The 13336-nt window shown below is 71.6% G+C and carries 16 protein-coding genes and 1 tRNA gene; 8 read left to right on the top strand and 9 right to left on the bottom strand.

The annotated features are described in order from the left end of the window. Positions 1 to 11: 11 nt before the first annotated feature. The gene (locus AB0K03_RS25455; RefSeq protein ID WP_364689094.1) at positions 12 to 599 is read right to left on the bottom strand and encodes a MerR family transcriptional regulator; all 588 of its coding nucleotides are present in this window, start codon (positions 597 to 599) and stop codon (positions 12 to 14) included. Between the two features lie 23 nt (positions 600 to 622). Then, positions 623 to 1915 (bottom strand): PQQ-binding-like beta-propeller repeat protein, encoded by a 1293-nt coding sequence (locus AB0K03_RS25450; RefSeq protein ID WP_364689091.1) that lies wholly within the window; start codon positions 1913 to 1915, stop codon positions 623 to 625. 75 nt (positions 1916 to 1990) lie between these two features. On the opposite strand from AB0K03_RS25450, the gene AB0K03_RS25445 reads away from it, so the two are divergent. After that, positions 1991 to 2641 (top strand): GntR family transcriptional regulator, encoded by a 651-nt coding sequence (locus AB0K03_RS25445; protein ID WP_364689088.1) that lies wholly within the window; start codon positions 1991 to 1993, stop codon positions 2639 to 2641. Between the two features lie 59 nt (positions 2642 to 2700). Here AB0K03_RS25445 and AB0K03_RS25440 read toward each other — a convergent pair whose 3' ends face one another. Beyond that, a complete protein-coding gene (locus tag AB0K03_RS25440; protein ID WP_364689086.1) occupies positions 2701 to 3606 on the bottom strand; it encodes an LLM class flavin-dependent oxidoreductase in 906 nt (301 codons plus the stop codon). 184 nt (positions 3607 to 3790) lie between these two features. Between AB0K03_RS25440 and AB0K03_RS25435 the strand changes: the two genes are divergently transcribed. Together AB0K03_RS25435 and AB0K03_RS25430 are read left to right on the top strand one after the other, a co-directional pair. Next, a complete protein-coding gene (locus AB0K03_RS25435) occupies positions 3791 to 4768 on the top strand; it encodes an alpha/beta hydrolase (RefSeq protein WP_364689083.1) in 978 nt (325 codons plus the stop codon). Positions 4769 to 4779: 11 nt separating this feature from the next. Beyond that, positions 4780 to 5745, top strand: a complete 966-nt coding sequence (locus AB0K03_RS25430; RefSeq protein WP_364689080.1) for a helix-turn-helix domain-containing protein — start codon at positions 4780 to 4782, stop codon at positions 5743 to 5745. 11 nt (positions 5746 to 5756) lie between these two features. Here AB0K03_RS25430 and AB0K03_RS25425 read toward each other — a convergent pair whose 3' ends face one another. Genes AB0K03_RS25425 through AB0K03_RS25415 form a run of 3 tightly spaced genes read right to left on the bottom strand, consistent with a single transcriptional unit; the run spans position 5757 to position 7012 of the window. Then, on the bottom strand, positions 5757 to 6191 hold the full coding sequence (locus AB0K03_RS25425; RefSeq protein WP_364689077.1) for an SRPBCC domain-containing protein: 435 nt from the start codon (positions 6189 to 6191) through the stop codon (positions 5757 to 5759). 18 nt (positions 6192 to 6209) lie between these two features. Continuing rightward, positions 6210 to 6554, bottom strand: coding sequence for a metalloregulator ArsR/SmtB family transcription factor (locus tag AB0K03_RS25420; RefSeq protein ID WP_364689074.1), 345 nt, complete (start codon positions 6552 to 6554; stop codon positions 6210 to 6212). Beyond that, entirely contained in the window at positions 6551 to 7012 is a 462-nt protein-coding gene (locus AB0K03_RS25415) for an SRPBCC family protein (RefSeq protein ID WP_364689072.1), read from the bottom strand. Before AB0K03_RS25415 ends, AB0K03_RS25420 begins: the two co-directional genes overlap by 4 nt. A 184-nt stretch (positions 7013 to 7196) precedes the next feature. Between AB0K03_RS25415 and AB0K03_RS25410 the strand changes: the two genes are divergently transcribed. Beyond that, a complete protein-coding gene (locus tag AB0K03_RS25410) occupies positions 7197 to 8477 on the top strand; it encodes an ATP-binding protein (RefSeq protein ID WP_364689069.1) in 1281 nt (426 codons plus the stop codon). Positions 8478 to 8499: 22 nt separating this feature from the next. Here the strand turns inward: AB0K03_RS25410 and AB0K03_RS25405 are convergent, their stop codons facing one another. The 3 genes from AB0K03_RS25405 to AB0K03_RS25395 form a co-directional block, all read right to left on the bottom strand. Continuing rightward, positions 8500 to 8931, bottom strand: coding sequence for a VOC family protein (locus AB0K03_RS25405; RefSeq protein ID WP_364689066.1), 432 nt, complete (start codon positions 8929 to 8931; stop codon positions 8500 to 8502). A 197-nt stretch (positions 8932 to 9128) separates the two neighbouring features. Further along, positions 9129 to 9201 (bottom strand) — tRNA-Ala (locus AB0K03_RS25400). Positions 9202 to 9276: 75 nt separating this feature from the next. Next, positions 9277 to 9825: a YqgE/AlgH family protein gene (locus tag AB0K03_RS25395; RefSeq protein ID WP_364689238.1), complete on the bottom strand. Its 549-nt coding sequence runs from the start codon at positions 9823 to 9825 to the stop codon at positions 9277 to 9279. Positions 9826 to 9937: 112 nt separating this feature from the next. Here AB0K03_RS25395 and AB0K03_RS25390 point away from each other — a divergent pair, with 112 nt between their 5' ends. The 4 genes from AB0K03_RS25390 (at position 9938) to AB0K03_RS25375 (ending at position 13333) form a co-directional block, all read left to right on the top strand. Then, positions 9938 to 10744, top strand: coding sequence for an S-methyl-5'-thioadenosine phosphorylase (locus AB0K03_RS25390; RefSeq protein WP_364689064.1), 807 nt, complete (start codon positions 9938 to 9940; stop codon positions 10742 to 10744). Positions 10745 to 11329: 585 nt separating this feature from the next. Further along, a complete protein-coding gene (locus tag AB0K03_RS25385) occupies positions 11330 to 12712 on the top strand; it encodes a hypothetical protein (RefSeq protein WP_364689062.1) in 1383 nt (460 codons plus the stop codon). Positions 12713 to 12875: 163 nt separating this feature from the next. Beyond that, positions 12876 to 13166 (top strand): type II toxin-antitoxin system prevent-host-death family antitoxin, encoded by a 291-nt coding sequence (locus AB0K03_RS25380; protein WP_364689060.1) that lies wholly within the window; start codon positions 12876 to 12878, stop codon positions 13164 to 13166. Further along, on the top strand, positions 13163 to 13333 hold the full coding sequence (locus tag AB0K03_RS25375; protein ID WP_364689057.1) for a type II toxin-antitoxin system YoeB family toxin: 171 nt from the start codon (positions 13163 to 13165) through the stop codon (positions 13331 to 13333). The genes AB0K03_RS25380 and AB0K03_RS25375 overlap by 4 nt, the downstream gene beginning before the upstream one ends. Positions 13334 to 13336: the final 3 nt, after the last annotated feature.

The following is a 13336-nucleotide window of genomic DNA, read 5'->3' as shown; positions in this document are numbered from 1 at the left end:
GCGGCCGCCCTTCACTGCGACAGTGAGGGGCGGCTCCGCCGCATCTCTTCCTGCTGCTCCGGCGTCATGCTCTCCCAGGCCGCCCGGCGGCGCTCCGCCATCGCGGCGAGTTCCTCCGGGCTCAGTCTCTCTGCCATCTCACGCCTCGTCGCGGCCATCCGTTCCAGCTCCTCCGGCGTGTACGTGTGTTCCACAGCGGTCATCCCCTCGATCAATCGGACCAGCACCGCCGCGGACGCCTCGCCCGCGGCCTCCAACCGCCCCAGCACCGCCTCGAGCCGCCGGCGCAGGTCGTGAGCCCGCGTGATGCGGTCGACGACCTGGTCGAGCTGGCGGCGCAGGAGCTCGCGCACGTCCGGCCCGTCTGCCCGGTCGTCGAGCAGCGCGCCGATCTCGCCCAGTGCGAACCCGAAGCCGCGCAGGGCCAGAACCCGGTGCAACCGCCGTACGTCGTCCGCGGTGTAGCGGCGGTGTCCCGCGGAGCTGCGGCGCGACGGGCGTACCAGGCCGATCTCGTCGTAGTGGTGCAGGGCGCGCACGGTCAGGCCGGTGGCCTCGGCCAGCTCGCCGACGGCCCAGGTGGTCTCGTCCGTGCTCATGACCCTGACGCTAGGTCCTCCCGCTACGTGAGGGGCAAGCGCCAGACGCCGGTGGGGCCCGCGGTCGTCGGGCACGCGAGGTAGGGCCCGCTCGCCTCACACCCGTACGGCGCCGCCGTGTCGAGCGAACCGACCGTGTGCGCGGCGCCGTCGCTACCGGTGACGCGGACCCAGGTGCGGCCGGGAATCGTGGTGTCGCCGCGCAGCTCGGCGTCGCCGACGAAGAAGGTGTGGCCCAGCGGCCGCAGCACCACGCCGGACCGGGGATCGATCTCGGCCGTCTCGGGGTCGTCCTGCCCGGTGGCGGCGATCAGCCGGCCGTCGCGGGTCGGGCCGGCCGAGCCCCACGCCAGGCTGGACCAGAGCACCGAGCCGTCGGCGCGGTCGAGGGCACTCACCCGGCGGCCGTCCGCGAGGCAGAGCACCCGGCCGCAGTCGTACACCGTCCCGGAAAGTCCACCTTGGACCTGCCACGTGAGCGTCAGAGCGGGCAGCCGGTACGCCGTCAGCGACACCCGCCCCTCGTCTCGCCGCGACACGTAAACCTCGTCGCCCGAGACGTCCACACCGGTGCCGCTTGTCTCTTCCGCGGGCAGCCGTACGCCCAGCTCCCCCTCGCCGAGCACGCGCCCGTCGGCCAGATCGAGCGTGGTGACGTGGCCGTCGCGGCCGAGCACGACGATCCGCCGTGGCGGCCGCCCGCGGAGGGCGTCGTCGCGCAGTTCCGAATTGCCGTCCAGCGTGCGCGTCCACAGTGGTGCGCCGGTCCGCGCGTCCGCCAGCTTCAGCTCCATCCGGTCGCCGGCGAGGTCCGTCCGCAACAGCACCTTGCCGCCGACCATCGTGACCGCCGAGATGCCCGGCGCGGCCAGGCGCCACAACACCGTCCCGTCGGCGGCATCGAGGAACGTCATCCGGGGATCCGAGCCGGAACGGGCCAGCAGGACGCCGGACTGCGGCTCGAGTCGCAGCGACTGCACGTTCTGTGGCAGGGCCGTCGCCCACACCTGCGCTCCGCCCGGCAGGTCGTACCGGCGTACCCCGGACTCGCTGTCGGGGTTCTGACCGAAGGTCGCCGTGTAGAGGGCGGCCGGCCCGAGCGTGAACGCCGCCGCGGCCGTGCCCCCGGCGGACAGGACCGGGACCAGCGCCGGCGCCGGTGGCGTCGCCGCGGTCATCGTCAGCAGCAGCACGGCCGGCAGAGCCGCGATCAGCGCGGCCCGCGGCGGGGCGAGCCGCCGGCGCAGCAGCGCCGGCTCGGCCCGCGGGGGCGGCGGCGCCAGGTCGAGATCGATCAGCGGTACGGCGTCCGGCACCCGTTCAGCATGCCCCGGGAAAAGCCGTCACGGGTACGCTCCCGCCGCGTCGTCACGGTGGGTAGGCTGCCGGGTATGTCCTACACGGTTCCGCCGACCCGCACGGCCGCCGTGGTGCGTCAGCTGCGCAACGAGATAGTCACCGGCGAACTCCCGCCCGGCACTCTGATCAAGGACGCGGAGCTCGCCGCGCGTCTCGGGGTCAGCATCACGCCGGTCCGCGAGGCGATCGCCCAGCTGTCCGTCGAGGGGCTGATCGACATCGCCCCCAACCGCACGCGCCACGTCACCAAGGTGACCCACAAGAACGCTCTCGAGCTCATCGACGTCATGAGCGTGCTCGCCTGCGCCGGCTTCGAGTGGGGGGTGGAGAACCTCACCGCGACCCACCTCGACCTCATGCGCCAGCGGCAGAAGGAGTTCGTCGAGGGCCTGCGCGCCGGCAACGTCCTCGCCGGTGGCGCGGCCGGCGCCGACTTCAGCACCATCGTGATCCTGGCCAGCGGCAACCGCGAGCTGCAGTCCATGGTCGATCTGGTGGTCGCCCGCACCCTGCGCATCCTGGCGATGGGCGCGGACAGCGACCTCTGGGATGTCTGGATCAAGGGCCACGACGAGGTGCTGGAGCTGCTCGAACGCGGCGACAACGAGAACGCGATCGCCCGGTACAAACAGATCTACGTGGACTACCGGGCCACGGTGGAGCGCGAGCTTTTCCGGGAGTGAGCTGCCGTCGGCCGGCGCCGGCTTCCGCTCCGTCCTCGTCGTACGGCAGGCGGAGAGGATCAGACCTCGGCCAGGCGGGGCAGCAGCGGCCCGAGCATTTCGAGGGCGGGGCGGCGGACCGCGTACCGGGTGATGCCCCACCGCTCCCGGTTCCGGCGCACCGCCGCGACGATCTCGTCGGCTGAGCCGACCAGCAGGAACGGCACCTCGCGCAGCTCACCGACGCTCATGCCGAGGTCACGGGCGGTCTGTGCCAGCGCCGCGTCCGCGTCATCGGTGATCTCCACCTGCTGCACCAGCGCCTCGAGCACGGCATCGCCCCCGGCGCGGACCAGACCCACCTGAGCGTCGATGTCGGCGAGCCGCCAGCGCACCTCGTGCTGATGACCGTCGGCCTTCGTCCGGCCGAAACCGGTCAGCCCGACGATGTCGGCGTGCTCCCCCGCCCAGCGCAGCAGCCGCGAATTCGCCGTGCCCACGAGCAGCGGTACGGGTTCCTGCACGGGTCTCGGCCGGTCGAGCAGCGCGTTGTGCATGGTCAGCTCGGGAATGTCGACCGTCACCTTGTCGCCCGCCAGCAGCCGCCGCGTCGCCTCCATGACGGCGATGCAGCGGTCGGCGCGGGCCTGCACGCCGGGCCGGACCCGGCCGACCGCCTCCCACTCGACGGGCGTGTGACCGGCGCCGATGCCCAGCACCGCGCGACCGCCCGACACCACGTCGAGCGTGGCGACGTCGGCGGCGAGCAGCATCGGCTCCCGCACCCCGGCGTTCACCACGTACGACCCGAGCTTGATCCGGGTGGTGACCGCGGCGGCGGCCGCCAGCGCGACGAACGGCGCGGCGCACGAGCCGGGATGATCCGCGGCGGTCAGCGTGTCGAAGCCGGCCGCCTCGGCCCGGCGGGCGGTGCCGATCCATTCGGCGGCGTCGACGGGTTGCACCTGGAGCGAGAAGCCGGCCATGCCCCGATGATGGCGGCCCGGCCGGCCCGCCGCCGCCCCGCACGACCCCGTTCTGCCACGGGCAGAACCGCCGAATGGCGGGTAACGTCCGCCGCCTGGCGCTGGCCCGGCCCGTCCCGGACGGACCATTCTGATCACACCGATCGCCCCGGCCGTGACCGGCCGTACCCTCCAGGAGGCTCGCATGACGCTGTCCGTGGCCACGCCACCGCCGTTCGACCCCGAGCTGGGCGCCGCACTGGCCGCCGTCGCCGAGGAGCGGCCGAGCGAGTTGACCGCCGACCTGATCCCCGCCCTGCGCGCCGACAGCCCGTTGACCCGCCCCACCGACGACGAGCTGCGCCGCGACGGCAAGTTCACGATCGAGGAGCGGCTCGTACCCGGCCTCGACGGCGACCCGGACGTCTCCCTGCTCATCTGCCGCCCGACCGCACCCGCAGGCGCGCTCGGCTGCGTCTACCACACGCACGGCGGCGGCATGATCATCGGCGACAACCGGACGGGCGTACCCGAGATGCTGGACTGGGCCGAGGAGTTCGGCCTGGTCGTGGTGTCGGTCGAATACCGGCTCGCCCCCGAGACGCCGCACCCCGGCCCGGTCCACGACTGCTACGCGGGCCTGCTCTGGACCGCCGGGCACGCCGACGAGCTCGGCTTCGACCCGGACCGTCTGCTGGTGGCCGGCGGGAGCGCGGGCGGCGGGCTGGCGGCGGCCCTCGCGCTGATGGCCCGGGACAAGGGTGGTCCCGCGCTCAAGGGTCAGGTGCTCATCTGCCCGATGCTCGACGACCGCAACGACACCCCGTCGGCGATCCAGATGGCCGGGCTCGGCGTCTGGGACCGTACGGCCAACGACACCGGCTGGACGGCCCTGCTCGGCGACGCGCGCGGCGGGCCGGACGTGTCGCCGTACGCCGCGCCCGCCCGCGCCACGGATCTCGGCGGCCTGCCCCCGGCGTTCATCGACGTCGGCTCGGCGGAGACGTTCCGCGACGAGGACGTGGCGTACGCATCCCGCATCTGGCAGGCCGGCGGCGTGGCGGAACTGCACGTCTGGCCCGGCGGGTTCCACGGCTTCGACGGCATGGTGCCGCAGGCCGCGCTGTCCCAGGAGGCCAAGGCTGCCCGCGTACGGTGGCTCCGCCGCCTTCTGGACGCCTAACCTCTTCCACCATGAAGGACCTGGCAGTCCGCCTCGCCGCGCTGGACGCCGACGCGGGCGCCGCGCTGCGCGTGATCGCGTACTTCGACAGCTTGATGGAGTCGCACGCGGGTCTCACCGCGATCGTGCGCGGCGCGGCGGTCCTGGCGGACTGCCCGGCCCGGCTCGTCGACGAGCAGCGCCGGGTCCGCCTGCGCGTCACCCAGCGGGGCGAGAGCGCCTGGACGGACGGTCCGCCGGACCCGGCCTGGCTGTCGGCTGCGGCCGGTCCGGCGACCCTCACACTGGAGAGACCCGGGCCGCCCGGACCGGTGGAAGCGATGATCCTGGAACGGGCGGCGGGCGCGGCGAAGGCGGTCCTCGACCGCACCCGGGGCCGCGCCCCGGCCGCCGACCCCGCGTCGGTCGAGCTGGTCGTGGACGCGTCGGCCCCTCCGGACGTACGCCGGCAGGCCGCCCGCCGCCTCGGCCTGGACCCCGCGGGAAAAGCGGCAGCCGTCGCACTGGAAACGGGCCCGCGGGTCTTCGCCGGCACCCCGCCGCCGGTGACGGGCCGAGCCGGCATCGGCCCGGCCGTACCCGTGCTGGATCTTCCGTCGTCCTGGACGGCGGCCAGGGTCGCCCTGCGCTTCGCGGCGGACGGCACGGACGAGGATCCGGGACCGACCGTCGTCCATCACGACGACCTGGGCGCGCTGGCCCTGCTCGCCGAGCTCGGCGACCGGTCGTCGCTGCCCGACGTCCGGGCCCTGGACCACGCGGCCTCGGCCGCGCCCTGGATGCCGGCGACCCTGCAAGCGGTCGCCGACACCATCAGCCTCCGCGCGGCCGCGACGGCCCTCCGCGTCCACCACTCGACCTTGCAGGACCGCGTCGCGCACGCCGAACACCTGCTGGGCTGGACCGTACGCGACCCGCACGGCCGCCTCCGGCTCCAGCTGGCCCTGGCGCTGCGCCGCCTGCACCGCCACCCCTGACGGCCCGCGCCCTAATCCCAGTCGTCGACCCGTACGTCCCGCGGCGAGGGAGCCCCCACCCCGGTCTCCACCAGCGACTTCAGACTCATCAGGTACGTGCCCCACTTCGTGCTGCAGTGGTGCATGAACTCCACCGGCTCGCGCCACCCCTGATGCTTGAACAGCACGATCGTGTAGTCCCCGTCCTGCCGGAGCCCCCAGTCGATCGTGGTCCCGACCCACTCCTCCGGCCCGTCGACCACCCGCCACGTCACCCGCTCGTTCGGCCGCCGGTCGACGACCTCCATGTCGAAGCCGCCCAGCGGGAACCGGAACTGCAGCACACCGTCGCTCTCCTTCGTGTCGTCCGTCCACCACCCCCGGAGGCCGTCGACCGTGGTCAGCGCCGCGTACACCTTCTCCGGCGTCGGGGTCTCGACCCCGACCCGATGCAGAATGTCGGCCATGTCGCTTCCTCGCTCTCGTCAATCCTGCTGCTGACGCTGAATCGTCTCGGCGATCCGCTTGATCCGCTGCAACCGCGCGTCCCACGCCGACCCCACGGAGGAAAGCTGAGCTACCGCCCGCGCCAACTGCGCATCATCGACCCGGTACCGCCGCTCCCGGCCGTCCGGCGTCCCCCGCACCAGCCCGGCCCGGTCGAGAACCCCCAGATGCTTGGCGACGGCCTGCCGCGTGACGGGCATCTGCCGGCTCAGCGAGGTGGCGGTGCCGACCCCGTCGACCAGCAGCAGATCGAGCATCCGCCGCCGCGTCGGATCCCCGATCGCCGACCACAGCGCGTCATCCACCTCCGCGACGGCGCTCACGGCCGCACCCGCAGGCTCGCCACGTACGCCACCAGCCGCGGCAGGAAGTGACCCCACCCGCTGACGTGGTCCCGGTACGTCTCCTCCAGGACGGCGGCCTCCCAGCCCATCTCCCGGAACCCGGTCTCGGTCATCCTGAGCACGGTCCCGTCCCCGGAAGGGGTCAGATCGAAGGTGACGAGCAGCGAGTTCCCGACGGCGGCAGCTTCGTCGGCGGGCTGAGTCCACCGGAACGAGAACAGCGTCGGCGGCCGTACGTCGACAACGGTGAACGCGACAACCTTCCCGCCGGCGTTGCAGTCACCGAAGACGATCTCGCCGGTGGATCCGGGGGTGGGGTCGTAGCGGGCCTCGTCGGGCCACCAGTGCTTGACGTGGTCGGGGCTGCTCACCACCTCGAAGACGACCTCGGGGGCGGCTTCGACGTAGATCTCCCGCTCGATGGACTCGAACTCCATGACAACCCTCCTGCAACCTTTGGTTGCACAAAACCTACGCCCACCCATCCGAGAACCGCAACCATCGCTTGCGTTTCCTGCTCAAAATTGGGTAGTTCAGCTGTCTCCAATTTTGGTAGCTAAGAGCCTCCGATTTTGGTAGTTTCAGCCTCGGTCGAGGTGCCTGAGATCTCGGGGGACAAGCATGGACGCGCCACTCGCCAAGATCGCCGAGCGGCGCGTGTCCGCGCTGATCGAAGGTCTGCTCCGAGAAGAGCCGGTCATCGCCCTGCACGGTCCGCGCTCCGTCGGCAAATCAACGGTTCTGAGGGCCCTGGCCGACGCTCGACACGCGCCCGTTCTGGACCTGGACGATCTCGGGACCCGGGATGCCGTGGTGGCCAACCCGCAGACGGCCGTGGGGACGATCGGCTTGCTGTGCGTGGACGAATACCAGCACGCTCCCCAGATCCTCGATGCGCTGAAGGCTCGACTCAACCGCGAGGGCACGCTGCCGGGGACCGCTGTGCTGACCGGATCCACCCGCCAGGACGCGCTGCCCCGCACGGCGCAGGCGCTCACCGGTCGGCTGCACACCATGACGATCTGGCCTCTGTCGCAGGGCGAGATAAGCGGCGTCACGGAGGACTTCCTGCCGGCGCTTCGCGCGGAGCCCGACGCGGCCGTCGCCGCCCGCCCTGCCTCGACGACCGCCCGCACGGAGTATGTCGACCGGCTCTGCGCCGGAGGGTTCCCGCTGGCCCTGCGCCGGGCAGGACCCGCGCGAGACCGGTGGTTCGACGACTATGTCCGCCAGTCCCTGGAACGCGACGCCATCGAACTCGTCCGGATACGTCAGCGCTCCATGCTGCGTGAACTGCTGGGTCGGCTCGCCGGACGCACCGGCCAGGTGCTGAACTTGTCCAACGCCTCCCAAGGACTCACCGGCGAGCGCAAGACGATCGAGGAATACGTCCGCCTCCTCGAAGACCTCTTCCTCATCGACCGTCTTCCCGCTTGGGGCAAGACGCTACGCGCGCGAGCCGCGGCAGCGCCGAAGGTGCATGTCATCGACTCCGGGGTGGCCGCTCGACTCATGCGGGTCACACCCGCCAAGCTCTCCGCCCTCGACCCGACAGCCTTGGCAGAATTCGGACACCTGCTCGAGACCTTCGTCGTCGGCGAGCTTCGCAAGCAGGTCTCCTGGCTCGACGAGCAGGTTTCCACAGGCCACTGGCGCACTCACGACGGGGACGAGGTGGACTACGTCATCGAGTTCGATGACGGCCGGGTCCTGGCGTTCGAAGTCAAGGCAAACGAACGCGTCGCCGGCGCCGACCTCAAAGGCCTCCGGACGCTACGGGACACGCTCGGCGACAGATTCATCGCCGGAGTGGCGCTCAGCACCGGGATGCGCTCGTTCACCTACGAGGACCGCATCCACATCATGCCCGTCGACCGCCTGTGGACGCCGATCAACGGTTAGCGCCGCCGGACCGCCTCCGTCCTCAGGCGCCGGGCTCTCCGGCCAGCCCGTTGTCGGCGAGCCACTGCGGATCCGGCGCCACCGCCTGCAGCACCTCGACGAACAGCCCATCGGGAGCCGCCACCTGGAACCGGCGCTGCCCCCAGGGCTCGGTCACCAACGGCATGACGATCTCCAGGCCCGCCGACCGCGCCCGCTCGTACTCGGCCTCCACGTCGGCGACCACGAACGCCAGCAACGTACCGACCACCGTCCGGCCCCGGGTCGCCTGCGGCCACGACGGGTGATCCCGCTGCACGAAGTCGAGGCCCATGGTCGGGTGATCAGCATGCTGGGTGTTCACGTACCAGCCCAGATCGACGCCGACCCGGAACCCGAAATGCTGAACGAACCACGCGGCGCTCGCCGTCGGGTTCTCCGCCGCGACCGCCATCCCGATCATCGTGAACTGCATCCCCAAGCCCCTCTCATAGGCCCAGTCCCACGAGTCCAACCGGCAGCCAGGGACCACGATCGAGACCCGAAGCCACCGCGACGGGATCTCCGAGGCGCGGCAACCGCACCGCGGGGCGTCCGGGGGCTCGGCCCCCGGAGCAGAAACGCGAAACGGCCCCCAGTTCGCGCTTTCCGCGAACAGGGAGCCGCCAGACGTGGAGCTGAGGGGACTCGAACCCCTGACCCCCACACTGCCAGTGTGGTGCGCTACCAGCTGCGCCACAGCCCCTTGCCATGTCCGGTCGCCCGGGCACGAAGGAAATAGTACACACCCCGCCGGCCTCCACCGCGGGGGCCCCGAACTTCAGTTCAGAGACGGGTCGGGCGGGAAGTGCGCCACCGCGGCCAGGATGTCGCCCTGCCGCCGCAGCACCATGGCCCAGAGGTCATCGGGCCGGTTCACGAACGGGTCCCCCGGCAGCGCGTCGAAGACGAACCACGAGCCGGACGCGATCTCGTCCTCGAGCTGCCCCGGCGACCACCCCGAATACCCTGCGAAGACCCTGATGCCCGCGACGCTCTCGCGCAGCCGGTCCGGGTCGGCGGAGAGGTCGACCGTGCCGAGGGCGCCGGCGACCTGGTGGAAGCCGGTGACCCGCTTCTTGACCTCCGGGCGGGTACGGGCCAGGCAGATGGCCGACTCCGGCTGGACCGGGCCGCCCTCGAAGAGCACGGCGGGATCGCCGGCGAGGGTGCCCCAGTCGCCGAGGACCTCCGCGACCGGCACCTCGGTGGCGCGGTTGAGCACCACGCCCAGCGCGCCCCCGGTTTCGTGGGCGACGAGCAGCACGACCGTACGGTCGAAGTTGGGGTCCTTGAGGGTCGGGGTCGCGACCAGCAGCTGCCCGGTCATCGACTCCACCGATCGACCTCCGATGCGCTGCTCTTCACTGAACACCACAGCCTCGCCTTCGCGCCATGCTTGGACATTAGCTTGCGGTTCCCGCCACCGATAAGGTCTGCGCATGAACGAGCGACACCCTGAGGCGGAGATCGGCGTCATCGGCGGATCGGGGCTGTACGCGCTCCTCGACGGCGCGACGGAGCGCGAGGTGTCCACGCCGTACGGTGCTCCCTCGGACCGGATCACGCTGGCCGACGTGGGCGGCCGGCGGGTCGCTTTCCTCCCGCGGCACGGCCGCGACCATCGATTCCCGCCGCACCGGATTCCCTACCGGGCCAATCTGTGGGCGTTGCGCTCCCTGGGCGTACGCCAGATCATCGCGCCCTGCGCGGTCGGTGGCCTGCGGCCTGAGCTGGGGCCCGGCACGTTCGTCGTGCCCGATCAGCTCATCGACCGCACGAGCGGGCGCGAGCAGACGTTCTACGACAGCGGCGCGGTGCACGTGTCGTTCGCGGACCCGTACTGCCCGGCCGGCCGGCGGGCGGTGCTGGCGGCCGGCGCGGCGGTGAGCCCGGTGGACGGCGGCACGATGGTGGTGGTGGAGGGGCCGCGGTTCTCGACGCGAGCCGAGTCGCGCTGGTTCACCTCGATCGGCGGCACGATCGTGAACATGACGGGTCACCCGGAAGCGGTACTCGCCCGCGAGCTGGCGCTCTGCTACACCTCCATCGCGCTCGTGACGGACCTGGACGCGGGCGTCGACGGGGACCACGGGGTCACCCAGGAGGAGGTCTTCAAGGTCTTCGCGGACAACACGGCGAAGCTGCGCGAGGTGCTCCTGGACGCCGTGCCCAGGCTGCCCCGGGAGCGCTCCTGCCCGTGCAGGAGCGCCCTCGACGGCATCAAGCTCCCGCTGGAGCTTCCGTAGCGGGCCCGAGCAGGTCCTCGTAGCTGACGGAACGGTAGAACTCGCACCGGATGCGGTCGCCGATGCGGGAGACCTCCTCGGCGCCGTCCTACGCCGGGTCGATGTAGACGCGGAACGGGCGCCCACCGCGGGGCAGGCCGACCACGCGGACGAGGCGCTGCGTCCATCTCCATTGCCTTCATCCGTACGCCGTGAGCACGCGCGTGTTCCGTCAGGCCGGCCGCGGCCTGCGCGTTTGCGGCTCGCGACGTCCCGCATGCCGGCGCACACGGTGTGTCCGGGCAGCCGCTCGGAAATGTCCACCGGCCAGCATGCCGCCGCACCCTTCCGCTCACCGAGAGCACGAAGGGGAACACCACGCTCTGTGACATAGGGCGACTTCACGGTCCCCGCTCGTACCTGAAGTCCGGATTTGTACGGTCTATAGCGACTATCCGGGCTAACCGTACGGCCATATCCGTTACCGTGCGCTTCCGCCGGGGACATTTCGTTACCTAACGTGACCTTCCACCAGGACGACGTTCCAGACCGGGCCGGCTGTCGCCACCCGAGCCGGGCGTACCCCCGCCCCGAGGAAGGCTCCCCATGAACACCTCGAAGAAGCGCATCGGCATCGCCGCCGCCTCGGTGTCGGTGCTGCTGCTGGGCTCGGCCGCAGCCGCCACCGCGGCCGGCAAGTTCAGCTCGGCGCCGTCGAACACCATCTACGCCTGCGCCAACAAGAAGACCGGCGCGGTCCGCGTCATCGACTACGCCGCAGGGCGCCGCTGCAAGTCGGGCGAGACCCTGATCTCCTGGAACCGCGTCGGCCCGCAGGGACAGACGGGCGCCACGGGGCCTCGCGGCTTCCAAGGCGTACCCGGCATCCAAGGCCTCCCGGGCGCCACCGGCGCTACCGGCGCCACCGGCCGAACCGGCGCTACCGGCGCTACCGGCGCTACCGGCGCTACCGGCCGAACCGGCGCGACCGGCCCGGTGGGCGCGATCGGTGCCACCGGAGCCACCGGCGCAACCGGAGCGACGGGGGCCGCCGGGGCGGATGGCACCGACGGGCTCCCCGCCTTCGAACTGTGGCTGCAGGAGGGCAACAGCGGCACGGTCGGTGACTTCCTGGCATCGCTGGTGGGCGAGCGCGGCGCCGACGGCCTGTCGGCCTACCAGCTCTGGCTGGCCAACGGCCACGCCGGCACTGTGGACGACTTCCTCGCCTCGCTGGTCGGCGCGCAGGGCGAGACCGGCGCCACGGGCGCGCAGGGCTTCGACGGCAAGTCCGCGTACGAGCTGTGGAGCGACTCCCACACCGGATCCCTCGACGACTTCCTCCTGTCGCTGGTAGGCCCGAAGGGCGACACCGGCGCGACCGGTACTGCCGGCGCGCAGGGCGAGAAGGGTGACACCGGCGCACAGGGCGAAAAGGGTGACACCGGCGCCACCGGCGCGTCGGCGTTCGAGGCGTGGCGGTCGATGGACGGCAACGCCGACGGCACCGTCACCGAGTTCCTGGCCGGCCTCGTCGGCGCACAGGGCGCGGTCGGTCCGCAGGGCCCGATGGGCCCGCAGGGCCTGCCCGGCGACAAGGGCGAGAAGGGCGACACCGGCGCGATGGGCCCGCAGGGCGAGAAGGGTGACACCGGCGCCACCGGCCCCCAGGGCGAAAAGGGCGACACCGGCCCCCAGGGCGAGCCCGGCGCCAAGGGCCTCAAGGGTGACACCGGCACGGCGGGCCCGAAGGGCGACACCGGCGCGGACGGCGTGAGCGGCTGGCAGCTCGTTACCGCCTCGGCTGGCAACAACTCCTCCACCGCCTCCTGCCCGAGCGGCAAGAAGGTCATCGGCGGCGGGGCCAACAGCTCGGCCACCGCCACGATCGGCGCGAGCTACCCCTCGTCGCAGTCGGCCTGGACGGTCACCAACCGCTCCAACAACGGCTCCGTGACGGCGTACGCGATCTGCGCGACGGTCAACTGACCCGCTTGAACAGAGCAAGGCGATGCGGTACCGGCTCGAAGGCCGGTACCGCATCGCCGCGTTCGGCAATATGCCGCGGCCGGAACCACCGCAAGAACTCGACCCTCTATCGTACGCTCGGACGTACGCGAGGATGTACACGACGTGCAGAGCTGGAGTCGCTATGAAGGTGCTCACTATCAGTGACGTCCGTAAAAATCTTGCGGCCGTCGTGGATGCAGTGATCGACGACGCGGAAGAGTGCGTGATCCCTCGTGGCGGCGGTAAGGCAGTTGTGATCGTGTCGCTCGACGAGTGGAACGCCATGAACGAGACGCTGCACGCTCTGGGATCGGCCCCGAATGCCCGCCGCCTGCTCGAGAGCATCGCGCAAGCCGATGCCGGGCTCCTCGAGGAGCACCCGCAGTTCGACTCCGGTTCGGTCCCGCCGGGAGCTGGCAAGGAGGCAGGGTGAGCCTGCGCGTTGTCTTCACGCCCAACGCTTGGCAGGACTACGACGCCTGGCTACGCCACGACATGAAGACGGCCCGCCGCATCAGCGACGAGCACAGGCTGATTTATCGCGTACGTGGAAACGACCTGGAGATTGCCGCCTGTTACGGGCACTACCTCGACAAGTGAGGC

It is taken from the genome of Actinoplanes sp. NPDC049316, assembly GCF_040677315.1.
Classification (GTDB): domain Bacteria; phylum Actinomycetota; class Actinomycetes; order Mycobacteriales; family Micromonosporaceae; genus Actinoplanes.
The sequence above is the reverse complement of the archived record's forward strand: the minus strand, read 5'-3'. Positions and strand labels throughout refer to the sequence as shown.